General features: G+C 70.3%; 15 protein-coding genes. 6 read left to right on the forward strand and 9 right to left on the reverse strand.

What is annotated here, in order from left to right; all coding sequences use genetic code 11:
• Window positions 1-36: 36 nt before the first annotated feature.
• Window positions 37-1,557, reverse strand: coding sequence for a glycerol-3-phosphate dehydrogenase (glpD, locus tag KBB57_RS03060; protein ID WP_290746608.1), 1,521 nt, complete (start codon window positions 1,555-1,557; stop codon window positions 37-39).
• The gene (locus KBB57_RS03065; RefSeq protein ID WP_290746610.1) at window positions 1,557-2,345 is read right to left on the reverse strand and encodes a DeoR/GlpR family DNA-binding transcription regulator; all 789 of its coding nucleotides are present in this window, start codon (window positions 2,343-2,345) and stop codon (window positions 1,557-1,559) included. The genes glpD and KBB57_RS03065 overlap by 1 nt, the downstream gene beginning before the upstream one ends.
• 130 nt (window positions 2,346-2,475) lie before the next feature.
• Here KBB57_RS03065 and KBB57_RS03070 point away from each other — a divergent pair, with 130 nt between their 5' ends.
• The 6 genes from KBB57_RS03070 (at window position 2,476) to KBB57_RS03095 (ending at window position 8,593) form a co-directional block, all read left to right on the forward strand.
• Entirely contained in the window at window positions 2,476-4,230 is a 1,755-nt protein-coding gene (locus tag KBB57_RS03070; RefSeq protein ID WP_290746612.1) for an ABC transporter substrate-binding protein, read from the forward strand.
• A 133-nt stretch (window positions 4,231-4,363) separates the two neighbouring features.
• Window positions 4,364-5,428: an ABC transporter ATP-binding protein gene (locus tag KBB57_RS03075; RefSeq protein ID WP_290746616.1), complete on the forward strand. Its 1,065-nt coding sequence runs from the start codon at window positions 4,364-4,366 to the stop codon at window positions 5,426-5,428.
• The gene (locus KBB57_RS03080; RefSeq protein WP_290746618.1) at window positions 5,428-6,510 is read left to right on the forward strand and encodes an ABC transporter ATP-binding protein; all 1,083 of its coding nucleotides are present in this window, start codon (window positions 5,428-5,430) and stop codon (window positions 6,508-6,510) included. The genes KBB57_RS03075 and KBB57_RS03080 overlap by 1 nt, the downstream gene beginning before the upstream one ends.
• On the forward strand, window positions 6,507-7,370 hold the full coding sequence (locus KBB57_RS03085; RefSeq protein ID WP_290746621.1) for a carbohydrate ABC transporter permease: 864 nt from the start codon (window positions 6,507-6,509) through the stop codon (window positions 7,368-7,370). Before KBB57_RS03080 ends, KBB57_RS03085 begins: the two co-directional genes overlap by 4 nt.
• 9 nt (window positions 7,371-7,379) lie before the next feature.
• The gene (locus KBB57_RS03090; protein WP_290746624.1) at window positions 7,380-8,177 is read left to right on the forward strand and encodes a carbohydrate ABC transporter permease; all 798 of its coding nucleotides are present in this window, start codon (window positions 7,380-7,382) and stop codon (window positions 8,175-8,177) included.
• Window positions 8,177-8,593, forward strand: a complete 417-nt coding sequence (locus KBB57_RS03095) for a DUF2160 domain-containing protein (protein ID WP_290746626.1) — start codon at window positions 8,177-8,179, stop codon at window positions 8,591-8,593. Before KBB57_RS03090 ends, KBB57_RS03095 begins: the two co-directional genes overlap by 1 nt.
• Window positions 8,594-9,212: 619 nt before the next feature.
• On the opposite strand, the gene KBB57_RS03100 is transcribed toward KBB57_RS03095, so the two are convergent.
• From KBB57_RS03100 to KBB57_RS03130, 7 genes are all read right to left on the reverse strand, one after another.
• Entirely contained in the window at window positions 9,213-10,679 is a 1,467-nt protein-coding gene (locus KBB57_RS03100) for a mannitol dehydrogenase family protein (RefSeq protein WP_290746627.1), read from the reverse strand.
• Window positions 10,651-11,397, reverse strand: coding sequence for a 2-dehydro-3-deoxy-D-gluconate 5-dehydrogenase KduD (gene kduD / locus KBB57_RS03105; protein ID WP_290746629.1), 747 nt, complete (start codon window positions 11,395-11,397; stop codon window positions 10,651-10,653). Before kduD ends, KBB57_RS03100 begins: the two co-directional genes overlap by 29 nt.
• A complete protein-coding gene (gene kduI / locus KBB57_RS03110) occupies window positions 11,394-12,215 on the reverse strand; it encodes a 5-dehydro-4-deoxy-D-glucuronate isomerase (RefSeq protein ID WP_290746631.1) in 822 nt (273 codons plus the stop codon). Before kduI ends, kduD begins: the two co-directional genes overlap by 4 nt.
• A 120-nt stretch (window positions 12,216-12,335) precedes the next feature.
• Complete coding sequence (locus tag KBB57_RS03115; protein ID WP_290746635.1) at window positions 12,336-12,659, reverse strand: cupin domain-containing protein; 324 nt, start codon at window positions 12,657-12,659, stop codon at window positions 12,336-12,338.
• A 12-nt stretch (window positions 12,660-12,671) separates the two neighbouring features.
• Window positions 12,672-13,952 carry a TRAP transporter large permease gene (locus tag KBB57_RS03120; protein WP_290746638.1) on the reverse strand — a complete coding sequence of 427 codons (1,281 nt, stop codon included), beginning with the start codon at window positions 13,950-13,952 and terminating at the stop codon, window positions 12,672-12,674.
• 4 nt (window positions 13,953-13,956) lie between these two features.
• Entirely contained in the window at window positions 13,957-14,493 is a 537-nt protein-coding gene (locus tag KBB57_RS03125) for a TRAP transporter small permease (RefSeq protein WP_290746641.1), read from the reverse strand.
• A gap of 50 nt (window positions 14,494-14,543) precedes the next feature.
• Window positions 14,544-15,521: a TRAP transporter substrate-binding protein gene (locus KBB57_RS03130; protein ID WP_290746644.1), complete on the reverse strand. Its 978-nt coding sequence runs from the start codon at window positions 15,519-15,521 to the stop codon at window positions 14,544-14,546.
• Between the last annotated feature and the right edge of the window lie 9 nt (window positions 15,522-15,530).

Consider the following 15,530-nt stretch of genomic DNA (forward strand, 5'->3'; position numbering starts at 1 on the left):
AGCCGGCGTCCGGCCTGCGAGGGATCGCCGCGCGCGTCAGCCCTGCCGCGCCGCCCGCGCCTCGACACCGCCCGCGAGCCGCGCGGCCAGCCACGAGCCGACCCGCTCCGCCTGCCCCGCGTCGAGCCGCAGCCCGAGCTTCGTCCGCCGCCACAGCACGTCCTCGGCGGTCGCCGCCCATTCCCGCTCGACCAGCCAGTCGAGCTCGCGCTCGGTCAGCCCGCCGCCGAAGTCCTCGCCGAGCTCCGCCGCCGCCCGCGCGCCCCCGAGCAGGACCGCCGCCTCGGTCCCGTAGAGCCGCGCCAGCCGCGCAGCCTCCGCCGCCCCGAGGAACGGATGCGCCGCGCGCAGCCCCGCCACGAGCGCCGCCCCGCCGTCCCACGGGAAATCCCCGCCCGGCAACGCCGCGGCGGCGGTCCAGTCCGCCCCCATCGCCGGGAAATGCGGGCGCAGCCGCGCCATCGCCGCCTCCGCCAGCCTTCGATGCGTGGTGATCTTGCCCCCGAACACGCTCAGCGCCGGCGCCCGCCCCTCGCCGCCGTCGATCTCCAGCACGTAGTCGCGCGTCGCCGCGCTCGCCGAGGCCGCCCCGTCGTCGAGGAGCGGCCGCACCCCGGAATAGCTCCAGGCCACGTCCGCCGCCGTCACCGGCGCGGCGAAATACCCCGAGGCGGCCGCCAGCAGGTAGTCGCGCTCCGCCCCGGTGCAGAACGGCTCCCCCGGGGCCCCGTCATGCTCCACGTCGGTGGTGCCGATGAGGGTGAAATCGCCCTCGTAGGGGATGGCGAAGACGATCCGCCCGTCCGCCTGCTGGAAGATGTAGGCGCGGTCGTGCTCGAACAGCCGCCGCACGACGATATGGCTGCCGCGCACCAGCCGCACCGCTCGCCGCGGCGCGATCCCGAGCCCGTCGCGCGCCACGTCCTCCACCCAGGGCCCGGCGGCGTTGGCGATGGCGGCCGCGGCGATCGTCTCCGTCCCGGCCGGCCCCGCGATCTCGGCCCGCCACCCCCCGCCCTCGCGGCGCGCCCGCAGGAACGGCGTGCGGGTCCGGATGACGGCTCCGCGCACGGCGGCGTCCCGGGCGAGCAGCACTACCAGCCGCGCGTCATCGACCCAGCAATCGGAATACTCGAACCCCCGCACGAACTCCGGGCGCAACGGCGCGCCCGCCGCGTCGGCCCGCAGATCGAGCGTGCGCGTCGGCGGCAGGATCCGCCGGCCCCCGAGATGGTCGTAGAGAAAGAGCCCGAGCCGCAGGAGCCATGCCGGACGCAGCCCGGCATGGTGCGGCAGCACGAAGCGCAGCGGCCGCGAGATGTGCGGCATCGCCCGCAGCAGCACCTCGCGCTCCATCAGCGATTCGCGCACCAGCCGGAACTCGTAGTGCTCGAGATAGCGCAGCCCCCCGTGGAACAGCTTGGTCGACGCCGAGGAGGTCGCCTGCGCCAGGTCGCCCTGCTCGACCAGCGCCACGGCGAGGCCGCGCCCGGCCGCGTCGCGGGCGATGGCGCAGCCGTTGACGCCGCCGCCGACGACGAGGAGGTCCACCCGCATCACGCCGCCTCGCCCTCGCCCCCGGCCTCGTCGGCCACCTCGATCGCCACGCCGGCGTTGCGGCACACCTCGGCGAAGGCGGGCGGCGGGGCGGCGTCGGTGACGAAGGCGTGGATGTCCGCGGCGGAGCAGATGCGGATCGGCGCGGTGCGCTCGAACTTCAGCCGGTCGCAGACGAGGATGGTGCGCCGCGCGTTCTCGACGATGGCGCGGCTGACCGCCACCTCGCGCAGGTCGTAGTCCATGATCGCCCCGTCCTCGTCGAGCGCCGAGCAGCCGATCACCGCGAAATCCGCCTTGAACTTGCGGATGAACTCCACCGCCTCGTCGCCGACGATCGCCCCGTCCTGCTGGCGCACGATGCCGCCCGTCAGGATGATGTCCTTGGCCGGCGTGCCGGAGAGGATCTGCACCACGTTGAGGTTGTTGGTGATGACGACGAGGTCGCGGTGGCCGGTCAGCGCGCGCGCCACCTCCTCCGTCGTCGTCCCGATGTTGAGGATCACCGAGCAGCCGTCCGGGATCATCCCGGCGCAGCGCTCGCCGATCCGCCGCTTCTCCGGCGCCGACACGACCCGGCGCTCGGCATAGCCGACGTTGGAGACGCGGGCGTTCGACACCGCGCCGCCGTGGACCCGGGCGAGGAGCCCGCTCTGGCTCAGCTCGTTGAGGTCGCGCCGTATCGTCTGCGTGGTCACGGCGAAATCGGCGGCGAGCGCCTCGACCTCGACGCGGCCCTGCGCGCGGGCGCGCTGGAGGATCTCCGTCTGGCGTTCGCTCAGCTGCATGCTTGAATGCTCTCGCGATGGGCGCGACTGAAAGTCAAACTTTTCACTTGACCGGTCAAGCGGTTTCGAATGAACTGCCGGCACGGAGATGTCGGAGCACACCGGCGCCCGTGCTCACTGGGAGGAGAGAATGCGAAAGCCTCTGATGTCGGCCGTGGCTGCGATCGCCCTGATCGCCGGCGCGCCGGCGGCCCTCGCGGACATGGCGGCGGCCGAGAAGTGGATCGACAGCGAGTTCCAGCCGTCGTCGCTCAGCCGCGACGAGCAGGTCGCCGAGATGCAGTGGTTCATCGACGCGGCCAAGCCGATGGCGGGCATGGAGATCAACGTCCTGTCGGAGACGATCCCGACGCACAGCTACGAATCGACCGTGCTGACCAAGGCCTTCGAGGAGATCACCGGCATCAAGGTGAACCACCAGCTGCTCGGCGAGGGCGAGGTGGTGCAGGCGGTCCAGACGCAGATGCAGACGAACCGCAACCTTTACGACGGCTACGTCAACGACAGCGACCTGATCGGCACGCATTCGCGCCTTCAGCAGACCTACAACCTGACCGAGCAGATGGCCGGCCCGTGGAAGGACGTCACCTCGCCGACGCTCGACCTCGACGACTTCATCGGCAAGAGCTTCACCACCGGACCGGACGGCAACCTCTACCAGCTGCCCGACCAGCAGTTCGCGAACCTCTACTGGTTCCGCAAGGACTGGTTCGACAACCCCGAGTACCAGGCGCAGTTCAAGGAAAAGTACGGCTACGACCTCGGCGTGCCGATCAACTGGTCGGCCTACGAGGACATCGCCGAGTTCTTCACGAATGACGTGAAGGAGATCAACGGCACGCAGATCTTCGGCCACATGGACTACGGCAAGCGCGCGCCCGACCTCGGCTGGCGCATGACGGACGCCTGGCTCTCCATGGCGGGCGTCGGCTCCAAGGGCGAGCCGAACGGCATCCCGATCGACGAATGGGGCATCCGCATGGAGGCGGGCTCCTGCAACCCCGAGGGGTCCAAGACCTCGCGCGGCGGCGAGGCCAACGGCCCGGCGGCGGTCTTCGCCATCGCCAAGTGGGACGAGTGGCTGCGCAAGTACGCGCCTCCGGGCGCCGCGTCCTACGACTTCTACCAGTCGCTGCCCGCGCTGGCCGTCGGCAACGTCGCCCAGCAGATCTTCTGGTACACCGCCTTCCTCGCCGACATGGTCAAGCCGCAGTCCGAGGGCAACAACACCGTCGACGCCGACGGCAACCCGCTCTGGCGCGCCGCGCCCTCGCCGCACGGCCCCTACTGGCAGGAAGGCCAGAAGGTCGGCTACCAGGACGTCGGCTCGTGGACGATCCTGCGCTCGACCCCCGACGACCGCGCAAAGGCCGCCTGGCTCTACGCGCAGTTCGTCACCTCGAAGACCGTCGACACCAAGAAGAGCCATGTCGGCCTGACCTTCGCCCGCGACAGCACGATCCGCGACGAGAGCTTCACCGAGCGCGCGCCCAAGCTCGGCGGCGTCGTCGAGTTCTACCGCTCGCCCGACCGGGTGCGCTGGTCGCCGACCGGCATCAACGTCCCCGACTACCCGAAGCTCGCGCAGATCTGGTGGCAGCAGATCGGCAACGTGAACTCGGGCTCGGCCACGCCGCAGGAGGCGATGGACGCGCTGGCGCAGGAGATGGACGACACCATGGCCCGCATGCAGCAGGCCGACGAGGCGTCGGGCGTCTACGGCGGCTGCGGCCCGCGGCTCAACCCGGAGGTCGACCCGGCCGAGTGGATCGGCAAGCCCGACGGCCCGAAGGCCAAGCTCGAGAACGAGAAGCCCGTGGGCGAGACCATCAGCTACGAAGAGATGGTCAAGATCTGGGCCGAGGCCGAGCCCAAGGCCAACTGACAGCGACCCGCGGCCGCCGGACCTCCCGGCGGCCGCCCCTCACGCGAGGCCCCCGCGCCATGCCGGTCATCAGCCCTCCCCGCACGGCCCCGGCGCGCCCCCTGCACGGCGCCCCCGTCCCGGCGCGGCTGCCATGACGCTTGAGCTCGTCGGCGTCGCCCGGCGCGTCGGCGCCGAGACGCATATCCACGAGACCACGCTGACCCTCGCCCCCGGCGGCTTCAACGTGCTCCTCGGCGCGACCGGCGCCGGCAAGACCACGCTCATCAAGCTGATGGCCGGGCTCGAGACGCCCACGACCGGCACGATCCGCTTCGATGGCCGCGACGTGACCGGCGTCACGCCCCGCAAGCGCAACGTCAGCCTCGTCCACCAGTTCTTCATCAACTACCCGAACATGACGGTGTTCGAGAACATCGCCTCGCCGCTGCGCGTCGCCGGCGTCCCCCGCGCCGAGGTAGACCGCCGCGTCCGAGAGACCGCCGAGCTGCTGCATCTCGGCCCGATGCTCGCCCGCCGCCCGCACGAGCTCTCCGGCGGCCAGCAGCAGCGCACCGCGCTCGCCCGCGCCATCGTCAAGGACAGCGCCCTCGTCCTCCTCGACGAGCCGCTCGCCAACCTCGACTACAAGCTCCGCGAGGAGCTGCGCGACCAGCTGCCCCGCCTCTTCGCCGGCCGCGGCGCCATCGTCGTCTACGCCACCTCCGAACCCTCCGAGGCCCTCATGCTCGGCGGCCACACCGCCACGATGCACGAGGGCCGCGTCACCCAGTTCGGCCCCACCGCCGAGACCTACCGCGCGCCCCGCGACCTCGTCACCGCCCGCGTCTTCTCCGACCCGCCGATCAACGCCGCGCCAGTGACCAAGCGCGGCGGCGAGATCGTCCTCCTCGACGACGTGCGCTGGCCCGCCGAGGGCCCCGCCGCCGCCCTCGCCGACGGCAGCTACACCTTCGGCCTGCGCCCGCACTTCGTCGCCCCCGCCCGCACCGCCGAGACGCAGGCCCCGCTGACCGGAACCGTCCGCATCACCGAGCTCTCCGGCTCCGAATCCGTCGCACATTTCCAGGCCGGCGACGGCGTCTGGGTCGCCCAGTCCGACGGCGTCCACCCCTACCGCGTCGGCGAGCCGCACCGCTTCTGGCTCGACGTCCGCCACGGGCTCTACTTCGCCCCCGACGGCAGAAGGGTCGCCTGATGGCCGAGATCCGCCTCGAGGCCCTGCGCCACGCCTACGGGCCGCACCCGAAGGGCCCGCAGGACTACGCGCTGAAGGAGATCGACCTCGCCTGGCGCGACGGCGGCGCCTATGCGCTGCTCGGCCCCTCGGGCTGCGGCAAGACGACGCTCCTCAACATCATCTCCGGCCTCGTCATCCCCTCCGAGGGCCGCGTCCTCTTCGACGGCCGCGACGTCACCCACGCGCCGCCGACCGAGCGCAACATCGCCCAGGTGTTCCAGTTCCCGGTCATCTACGACACGATGACCGTCTACGACAATCTCGCCTTCCCGCTGCGCAACCGCGGCGTGCCGCAGGCGACCGTCGACGCCCGCGTCCGCGCCATCGCCGAGCTGCTCGAGCTCGGGCCGATGCTCTCCCGCCGCGCCGCCGGCCTCTCGCCCGACAACAAGCAGAAGATCTCCATGGGCCGCGGCCTCGTCCGCGAGGACGTCAACGTCATCATGTTCGACGAGCCGCTCACCGTCATCGACCCCCACCTGAAATGGCAGCTCCGCTCCAAGCTCAAGGAGCTGCACCAGCGCGTCGGCGCGACGATGATCTACGTCACCCACGACCAGACCGAGGCGCTGACCTTCGCCGATCAGGTCGTCGTCATGCAGGACGGCGAGGTCGTGCAGGTCGGCTCTCCCGTCGACCTCTTCGAGCGCCCCGCCCACACCTTCGTCGGCCACTTCATCGGCTCGCCCGGCATGAACGTGCTGCCCTGCGCCGTCGCCGGCGGCGCGGCGACGTTGATGGGCCACCCGGTCGCCACCGCCAACCGCGTCGCCGGCAGCCCCTCGGGGCGCACCGAGATCGGCGTCCGCCCCGAGTTCGTCGCCGTCGGCGACCCCGGCGCCCCCGGCCTCCCGGCCGAGATCCTGCGGGTCGCCGACATCGGCCGCCGCCGCATCGTCGAGGCGGTCGCCGGCGACATGCGCGTCAACGCCATCGTCGACGAGGACCGCCGCATCGCGCCCGGACCGGCCCGGCTCGCCTTCCGTCCGGACCAGACCCGCATCTACGTCGACGGCTGGCTGGCGGGAGAGGCACGATGAAGACCATCAACCAGCACGCTTGGTGGTTCGTCCTGCCCGTCCTGCTCCTCGTCGCCTTCAACGCGCTCGTGCCGCTGATGACGGTGGTGAACTACTCGGTGCAGGAGACCTTCGGCAACAACGTGTTCTTCTGGTCCGGCCTGCGCTGGTTCGAGGACGTGATGACCTCGCCGCGCTTCCACGCCGCCCTCGGCCGCCAGCTCCTGTTCACCGGCCTGATCCTCGCGATCGAGGTGCCGCTCGGCGTCGCCATCGCGCTCGCCATGCCGCGCAGCGGCCCTTGGGTCTCCGTCTGCCTCGTCCTGATGGCGCTGCCGCTCCTCATCCCGTGGAACGTCGTCGGCGCGATGTGGAACATCTTCGCCCTGCCCGACATCGGCCTCCTCGGCTACGGGATCAACAACTGGCTCGGCATCCCCTACAACTACACCCAGAACCCGCTCGCCGCCTGGTTCACCATCATCCTGATGGACGTCTGGCACTGGACCTCGCTGGTCGTGCTCCTCGCCTATGCCGGCCTCGTCTCGATCCCCGACGCCTACTACCAGGCGGCCAAGATCGACGGCGCGCGGCCCTGGGCGGTGTTCCGCCACATCCAGCTGCCGAAGATGAAGCGCGTGCTGACCATCGCCGTGCTGCTCCGCTTCATGGACTCGTTCAACATCTACACCGAGGTCTCGGTGCTGACCGGCGGCGGCCCGGGCAACTCGACGACGCTGCTCTCGATCGACCTCGTCAAGATCGCGCTCGGCCAGTTCGACCTCGGCCGCGCCGCCGCGATGTCACTCATCTACTTCCTGATCACCCTCCTCGTCTCATGGATCTTCTACGCCGTGATGACGCGCGACGAGCCGAACTGAGGCAGGCCGATGAAGCTCCGCGCCCTCGCCGTGACCGCCTACATCCTGTTCCTGATGCTGCCGATCTACTGGCTGGTCATCATGTCGTTCAAGACGACGAACGAGATCCTCTCCGGCTTCTCGCCCTGGCCGCAGGTCTGGACGACGGCCTCCTACCGCACGATCTTCACCGACCCGACCTGGTACTCGGGCTACATCAACTCGATCAGCTACGTCACCATCAACACCGTCATCTCGGTGGCGGCGGCGCTGCCCGCCGCCTACGCCTTCTCGCGCTACCGCTTCCTCGGCGACAAGCACCTGTTCTTCTGGCTCTTCACCAACCGCATGGCCCCCGCCGCGGTGTTCGCGCTCCCCTTCCTCCAGCTCTACTACGCGATCGGGCTCTTCGACACGCATCTCGGCGTGGCGCTGGCGCATTGCCTCTTCAATATCCCGCTCGCCGTCTGGATCCTCGAGGGCTTCATGTCGGGCGTGCCGAAGGAGCTCGACGAGACCGCCTATGTCGACGGCTACTCCTTCCCGCGCTTCTTCCTCACGATCTTCATCCCGAACATCAAGGCGGGGATCGGCGTCGCGGCGTTCTTCTGCTTCATGTTCTCCTGGGTGGAGATGCTGCTCTCCAAGACGCTCACCTCGGTGCAGGCGAAGCCGATCGCCGCGGTGATGACCCGCACCGCCTCGACCTCCGGCTACGAGCTCGGCCTCCTCGCCGCCGCCGGGGTGCTGACGATCATCCCCGGCGCGATCGTCATCTGGTTCGTGCGCAACTACATCGCCAAGGGCTTCGCCCTGGGGCGGGTGTGATGGCCCGCCGCCGCGCCGCCCTCCTGCCCGCGCTCCTCGCCGCGCTGCCCGGCGCCGCGCTCGCCCAGGTCAAGTCCGGCTGGGGCAACGTCGGCAAGGCGCAGCCGGAGCCGCCGTTCTGGACGCGCCCGCTCTTCGACGGGTTCTGGATGGCATGGACCCCGGCGACCCTCGCCTTCTTCTGCGGCGTGTTCGCGCTCGTCGCCCTGATGGGCCTCCTCGAATGGCGCAACCCGGGCGGCGCGCCCCGCCACGGCGCCCTCGGCCTCGACACCACCCGCGGCGACCGCCTGTTCATCTCGCTCCTCGGCGCCGGCTGGATCTTCCTCGCCTGGCTGTTCTTCTTCTCCACCCCGGTCTGGGGCGCCCTGGTCATCGCCCTGCTCTGGGCCGCCTTCGTGTTCGGGAAGGCGTAATATAAGGCGAGGCCGGCGCAAGAGCGACGCCCGCCGCCTCCCGCAGGCGCGGTCACGCTCCACGATGGCGGCGGCCAGGGTCGACCGGCGGCGACGCATCGCCACGCGAGATGTCGCCCGTTCACCTCCGCTCGGGCTCGTCCGGCAGTGTCGCGGGCGATTGGCCATGAGGGTGCCTATATTTCGTTACACACTGCACGACAGTAGAGCCGAAGCCCGGCCGGAAGCAGGTCGCGACGCCGATGCCAGACGGATTTGACCCGTGGCAAATCCGTCCGCGATCGCCCCTCGGGGGGCGAGCGCGATTCCGCGCTCGCCGGGGCGCTCACGGACGGATTGCGCGCTTCCGGAGAAATCTGCGCCCCTCACGGCTTCCGCGCGCAACCGCGCTCCAGCCGTCGGCGCGGCGAAAGCAATGCTTTCGCCTGTCGCGCCGTGGCCTCGCGGGCAAGCCCGCTTCGGTCGCTCGGGGCCTCGTGGAGTCAGCAGGACAAGACAGGCGTCATGCAGCGTAATTTCGTTATAATATAATGTAACTAACTATGTGAAATCAATGGCTTAGTCAGTGTTCACGCGTGAACACGTGGCGCAGACAGCCCCCTCACGCCACGCCCGGCCCTCAGGCCGGGCGGGTCGCCGCCTCCGCGGCGGCGCGGGCGCCGCGGGAGACCAGGGTTGCATAGGCCTCGGTCAGGGCAGCGCGGAAGGCCGGGTTCCCGGCAAGCGCCGGGTCGAACACCTCGCGGACCCCGAGCAGCGCCGCGACCTTGGCTTCCGGCCACTCGGCCCCGTCCGAGAGGGCGCGCAGCCGCTCGGCCAGCGGATCCCTCACCTCGATCGGCGCCCCCTTCTCGTCGACCCCGCCGACGTAGCGCATCCACGCCGCCACCGCGAGGATCAGGCCCGGCGCCGGCCTGCCCGCCGCCAGGCTCTCGGCGATGGTCCCGAGGATGCGCTGCGGCAGCTTCTGGCTGCCGTCCATGGCGATCTGCCACGTCCGGTGCCGGATCGCCGGATTGGCGTAGCGCTCGAACAGCGCCGCCGCATAGCCCCCGAGGTCCACCCCCGGCGGCGGCGTCAGCGCCGGAATGATCTCCCCGGCCCAGAGCCCGCGGACGAAGCCGGCGAAGACCGGGTCCGCCACCGTCTCCGCGATGGTCTCGTGCCCGGCGAGGTAGCCGAGATAGGCGAGCGAGGAATGCGTGCCGTTCAGCATCCGGAGCTTCATGTGCTCGTAGGGCGTCACGTCCCCGACCAACTCGACCCCGACCGCGCCGAGGTCCGGCCGGTCGCCGTCGACGAAGCGGTCCTCGACCACCCACTGCCGGAACGGCTCGTGCATCACCGGCGCCCGGTCGAGCACGCCCGTCCGCTCCGCCAGCCGCTCGATGTCCTCCTCCCGGGTCGCCGGCACGATCCGGTCGACCATGGTCGAGGGGAAGGCGCCCTCCGCCGCGATCCACCCGGCGAGCCCCGGATCGACGGCCCCGGCGAGCTCCAGCACGACGCCCCGCACCACACGCCCGTTCTCCGGCAGGTTGTCGCAGCAGAGCACCGTGAACGGCCGCCCCCCCGCGCCCCGCCGCCGCCCCAGCGCGCGGACGAGGAACCCCGGCGCCGAGCGCGGCGCCTCGGGGTGGGCGAGGTCGTGGACGATGTCGGGATGGGCGCGGTTCAGCGCCCCGGTCGAGGGCTCGTGGCAATAGCCCTTCTCGGTGACGGTCAGCGTGACGATCCGCGTCGCCGGATCGGCCATCCGCGCCAGCACCGCCTCCGGATCCTCGCGGGCGACCAGCACCTCGCGCACCACGCCGACGACCCGGATCGCCTCGCCCTCGGGCCCGAGCTCGACCGCGGTATAGGCGCAGCCCTGCGGCGCCAGCCGGTCGCGCTGGTCGGGCCGCACCAGGCTGACCCCGGTCACCCCCCAGTCGCCGCCCGAGGCGGCCATCGCCTCCTCGAGATAGATCGCACCATGGGCGCGGAAGAACGCCCCCAGCCCGAGATGCACGACGCCCGGGGCCGGCCGCGCGGCCGGGGGGGCGAGGAGGGGAAGCTCAGCGCGCGAGCCAGCCGCCGTCGACATTGAGGATCGCTCCATGGATGTAGCGGGCCGCGGGAGAGGCGAGGAAGGCCACCGCCCCGGCGATGTCCGAGGCCTCGCCCCAGCGCCCCGCCGGGATGCGGTCGAGGATGGCCTGGTTGCGCGCCGCATCGGCCCGAAGCGCCTCGGTGTTGTTGGTGGCGATATAGCCCGGCGCCACGGCGTTGACGTTGATCCCCTTCGCCGCCCACTCGTTGGCGAGGAGCTTGGTCAGCCCCGCCACGCCGTGCTTGGCCGCGGTGTAGGAAGGCACCCGGATGCCGCCCTGGAAGGAGAGCAGCGAGGCGATGTTGACGATCGCTCCCGTCGCCCCGCGGACGAAGACCGACCGGGCGAAGGCCTGCGAGAGGAAGAACACCCCCTTCAGGTTGACGTCGATGACGTCGTCCCAGTCGGCCTCGCTGAAGTCGACCGAGTCGGCGCGGCGGATGATGCCGGCGTTGTTGACGAGGATGTCGACCGGGCCCGCCTCGCCGAGCCGCGCCGCCGCGGCGGCCGGATCGTCGAGCGCGAGCCTGAAGCCCTCGCCGCTGAGCCCCTCGGCGGCGATCAGCCCGAGGGTCTCGTCGACCGACGAGCGCCCCGCCGCCACCACCGTCGCGCCGGAGCGCGCGAGGCCGAGGGCGATCGCCTGGCCGATCCCGGTATTGGCCCCCGTGACGAGGGCGCGGCGCCCGTCGAGGCGGAACGGATCGCTCATCGGAGATCGCCCATGCCGACCACCTCGACGTCCTTGTAGTCGACGTTGTCGCCGGCCATCGCCCAGATGAAGGTGTAGTTCGACGTCCCGGCCCCGCAATGGATCGACCAGGGCGGGGAGAGCGCGCCCTCCTCGTTGGCGAGGATCATCGAGCGGGTCTCGGAGGGCTCGCCCATCAGGTGCATCACCCGCGCCTCCGGCGCGAGGTCGAAGTAGAGATAGGCCTCCATTCGCCGGTCGTGGACATGCGCCGGCATGGTGTTCCAGACCGAGCCGGGCTCCAGCCGGGTGTAGCCGACGACGAGCTGGCACGACGGCATGACGTCGGGATGCACGAACTGGAAGATCGTCCTGAGGTTCGAGGTCTCGGCCGAGCCGAGCCGCACCGGCGTCGCCTCGGCGAGCTTCAGGAGCCGCGCCGGGTGCGTGGCGTGGGCGGGCGCGGACAGGATGTAGAACCGCCCCTCGCCCGTGAAGGTGACCGGCCCGGCGCCGCGGCCGAGATAGAGCACGTCGCCGCGCGCCATGTCCCAGCTCTCGCCGGCGGTGACGCGGCCGGGGCCGCCGATGTTGACCACCGCCATCTCGCGGCGGTCGAGGATCGACGGCGTGCCGCATTCGGCCACGCGGTCGAGCGTCAGCTCGCCCCCGGCGGGAACGGCGCCGCCGACGATCATCCGGTCGTAGTGGGTGTAGACGAGACGGATCTCGCCGTCGCGGAACAGGCCGCCCACGTGAAAGTTGCGGCGCAGGGCCTCGGTGTCGAAGCCCTTGGCGGCTTCGGGGTCGATGGCCCGGCGGGTCTCGACGGTCAGCATCGGGAGGTCCCGGAAAGGGCCCGCGACGACGCTGCTAACACACGTGTTAGCTTGGTCAAGTATCTGTTTTCGCTTGGCATCATCGTCCCGCTAACTCTCTGGAAACCTTTGACCCGCCGCCTAGAGGAAGTCGTCGCGGCGGGGCGTGAAGCTGTCGACCAGCGTCCCCGGCCCGTCGAGCGGGCGGCAGCCATGGACGGCGCCCGAGGGAATGAGCAGCGCGTCGCCGGCGCTGAGGATGCGGGTCTCGCCGTCGCAGGTGAACTCGAAGCGGCCGGACTTCACGAAGGTGCTCTGCACGTGCGGATGGCTGTGCAGCGCGCCGACGCCGCCCTCCTCGAAGTTGAACTCGACGATCATCAGCTGCTCGTTCTGCACGAGGACCTGGCGGGTCGCCTTGCCCTCGACGGGAACGACCGGATACGCGCTGGAGGGATTGGACATCGGATGCGCCTTTCAGTGGAACAGGGACGGCAGCCACAGGCTGACGGCCGGTACATACGTCACGATCAGCAGCACGACGAGGCCCGCGGCGTAGAACGGCCAGATCGACCTCATCGCGTCCCAGATGGTGATCTTGCCCACCGCGGCGGCGACGAACTGCACCGGCCCGAGCGGCGGGGTGTTGAGCCCGATCCCGAGGTTGAGGATCATGATGACGCCGAAGTGGACGGGATCGACGCCGAACTTCATCACCACCGGCAGGAAGATCGGCGTGGTGATGATGATGAGCGGCGCCATGTCCATGAAGGTGCCGAGCACCAGCAGGATGACGTTGATCATCAGGAGGATCATCAGCGGGTCCTCGCTGATCGCCCCCATCATCGCCACGGTGAGCTGGGCGACCTTGAGGTAGGCCATCAGCCAGCCGAAGGCCCCCGCCATGCCGATGATGAGGAGCACCATCGACGTGGTGCGCACCGCCTGCATGGTGGCATGGACGAAGTCGGTCCACGACAGCGCCTTGTAGACGAAGGCGGTGACGAGCAGCGCGTAGATCACCGCGACGCAGGAGCTCTCGGTGGCGGTGAAGATGCCGGAGCGGACGCCGCCGAAGATGATGGCGATGAGCAGGAGCCCCGGGACCGAGCTCACGAACATCTCGCCGGCGCGCCGGAATCCGGGGAAGGGCTCCGTGGGGTAGCCACGCCGCACCGCGACGAACCAGGCGGTGACGGAGAGCGAGAGCGCCAGCAGCAGGCCGGGGATGATGCCGGCGGTGAAGAGGTCGGCGATGGAGATCTTCCCGCCGCCGGAGATCGAGTAGATGATCATGTTGTGCGACGGCGGCAGCAGGAGCGCGATCAGCGCCGCCATCGAGGTGACGTTCACCGCGTAGTCGGCGCCGTAGCCGCGGGCCTTCATCTGCGGGATCATGATGCCGCCCACCGCCGCCGCCTCGGCCACCGCCGAGCCGGAGATGCCGCCGAAGAGCGTGCAGGCGGCGATGTTGACCTGCCCGAGCCCGCCGCGGACATGCCCGATCAGCGAGCCCGCGAAGGCGACGATCCGAGAGGCGATGCCGCCGCGCACCATCAGGTCGCCGGCGAAGATGAAGAACGGGATCGCCATCAGCGTGAAGATCGAGACGCCGGAGGCGACGCGCTGGAACACCACGAGCGGCGGCAGCCCGAGGTAGAGGATGGTCGCGAAGCTGGCGATGCCGAGGCAGAACGCGATCGGCGTGCCGACGAGCATGAGGATCGTGAAGACCCCGAAGAGGATGGTCAGGTCCATGGCGTCACGAATCGCTGATGAGCGCGTCCTCGACGTTCGGGTCGTGGTCGACCGTCACGCCGGCGGCGCGGAGCACGAGCCGCTCGAGCGCGAAGAGCACCATGAGGGCGCCTCCCGCGACGATCGGCATGTAGGTGAACCCGCCCGGCAGGTGCAGCACCGGGATGATCGCGGTCCAGGTGTCGATGGTCAGCTGGAGGCCGTAGACCACCATGCCGAGGCCGAACACCACCACCGAGAGGTCGGAGATCGCCCGCATCCACGGGCCGGCGCTCTCCGGCAGGAAATGCACCAGCACGTCGAAGCCCATGTGGAAGTTCTCGCGCACGCCGACGGCGGCGCCGAGGAAGATGAACCAGCTCATCACCATGACCGAGGCGGGCTCGGTCCAGGACGGGCTCGCGTTCAGCACGTAGCGGGCGAAGACCTGCCAGGCGACCATCGCCGTCATGGCGATCATCCCCCCGGCCGCGATCCAGAGCGCGGCTTGCGACAGCGCGCCGAGCGCGCGCGCCAGCCCTTGCAGGCGTTGCTGCTGCATTGACTACCTCCCCGGGGAAGCGGGGGGCCTCCGGCCCCCCGCGGATCGCGTCACTGGGTCGCCTGGATGTCCTCGACGAGCTTCTTCATCTCGGGGGTCGCGGCGTACTTCTCGTAGACCGGGCCCATGGCGGCCTGGAACGGCGCCTTGTCGATGTCGCGCACCACCTCGACGCCGGCGGCGAGCACCTTCTCCTCGGACTCCTTCTCGCGGGCGGCCCACTTCTCGCGGTTGAAGGGGATCGACTCCTTCGCCGCGGCGCGGACGGCCTCCTGGTCCTCCGGCGAGAGCTTGTCCCAGCTCGCCTTGGACATGACGAGCACCTCGGGCACCATCGTGTGCTCGTCCAGGGTGTAGTGCTTCGCCACCTCGTAGTGGCCGGAGGACTCGTAGGACGGCCAGTTGTTCTCCGCCCCGTCGATCACTCCGGTCTCGATCGCCGAGTAGACCTCGCCGTAGGGCATCGGCACCGCGTTGGCCCCGAGGGCGGCGACCATGTCGACGAAGACGTCGGACTGGATGACGCGGAACTTCATGCCCTTCATGTCGTCGATCGACTTGATCGGCTTCACGCGGTTGTAGAACGACCGCGCGCCCGGATCGTAATAGGCGAGCGCGATCAGGTCCTGCGCGGTGAAGAGATCGAGGATCTGCTCGCCGATCGGCCCGTCCAGCACCGCATGCAGGTGGTCGACGTCGCGGAAGAGGTAGGGCAGCGACAGGATCGCCGTCTCGGGGATCAGGCCGTTGAACGGCGCCATCGAGATGCGGTTGAGGTCGATCACGCCGAAGCGGGTCTGCTCGATCGTGTCCTTCTCCTCGCCGAGCTGGGCGGAGTGGAACACCTCGACGCAGAGCCGGCCGCCGGTCTTCTCCTCCAACAGACGGCCCATCTCCTGCACCGCCGCGACGGTCGGGTAGCCGTCCGGGTGGGTGTCCGACGAGCGCAGCGTGACCTCGCAGGCGCCCGCGGCGCCGGCGAAGGCCGCCCCGGCGAGGAGCGCGGCGATGGATGCGGCAAGCTTCATTCTCTCTCT

The organism is Amaricoccus sp. (genome assembly GCF_017993425.1).
Lineage (GTDB): Bacteria > Pseudomonadota > Alphaproteobacteria > Rhodobacterales > Rhodobacteraceae > Amaricoccus.

What these genes read in the sequence shown, in the direction of transcription:
- glpD (WP_290746608.1), bottom strand. Translation starts at nt 1,557, where the DNA reads ATGCGGGTGGACCTCCTCGTCGTCGGCGGCGGCGTCAACGGCTGCGCC.
- KBB57_RS03065 (WP_290746610.1), bottom strand. Translation starts at nt 2,345, where the DNA reads ATGCAGCTGAGCGAACGCCAGACGGAGATCCTCCAGCGCGCCCGCGCG.
- KBB57_RS03070 (WP_290746612.1), top strand. Translation starts at nt 2,476, where the DNA reads ATGCGAAAGCCTCTGATGTCGGCCGTGGCTGCGATCGCCCTGATCGCC.
- KBB57_RS03075 (WP_290746616.1), top strand. Translation starts at nt 4,364, where the DNA reads ATGACGCTTGAGCTCGTCGGCGTCGCCCGGCGCGTCGGCGCCGAGACG.
- KBB57_RS03080 (WP_290746618.1), top strand. Translation starts at nt 5,428, where the DNA reads ATGGCCGAGATCCGCCTCGAGGCCCTGCGCCACGCCTACGGGCCGCAC.
- KBB57_RS03085 (WP_290746621.1), top strand. Translation starts at nt 6,507, where the DNA reads ATGAAGACCATCAACCAGCACGCTTGGTGGTTCGTCCTGCCCGTCCTG.
- KBB57_RS03090 (WP_290746624.1), top strand. Translation starts at nt 7,380, where the DNA reads ATGAAGCTCCGCGCCCTCGCCGTGACCGCCTACATCCTGTTCCTGATG.
- KBB57_RS03095 (WP_290746626.1), top strand. Translation starts at nt 8,177, where the DNA reads ATGGCCCGCCGCCGCGCCGCCCTCCTGCCCGCGCTCCTCGCCGCGCTG.
- KBB57_RS03100 (WP_290746627.1), bottom strand. Translation starts at nt 10,679, where the DNA reads ATGTCGACGGCGGCTGGCTCGCGCGCTGAGCTTCCCCTCCTCGCCCCC.
- kduD (WP_290746629.1), bottom strand. Translation starts at nt 11,397, where the DNA reads ATGAGCGATCCGTTCCGCCTCGACGGGCGCCGCGCCCTCGTCACGGGG.
- kduI (WP_290746631.1), bottom strand. Translation starts at nt 12,215, where the DNA reads ATGCTGACCGTCGAGACCCGCCGGGCCATCGACCCCGAAGCCGCCAAG.
- KBB57_RS03115 (WP_290746635.1), bottom strand. Translation starts at nt 12,659, where the DNA reads ATGTCCAATCCCTCCAGCGCGTATCCGGTCGTTCCCGTCGAGGGCAAG.
- KBB57_RS03120 (WP_290746638.1), bottom strand. Translation starts at nt 13,952, where the DNA reads ATGGACCTGACCATCCTCTTCGGGGTCTTCACGATCCTCATGCTCGTC.
- KBB57_RS03125 (WP_290746641.1), bottom strand. Translation starts at nt 14,493, where the DNA reads ATGCAGCAGCAACGCCTGCAAGGGCTGGCGCGCGCGCTCGGCGCGCTG.
- KBB57_RS03130 (WP_290746644.1), bottom strand. Translation starts at nt 15,521, where the DNA reads ATGAAGCTTGCCGCATCCATCGCCGCGCTCCTCGCCGGGGCGGCCTTC.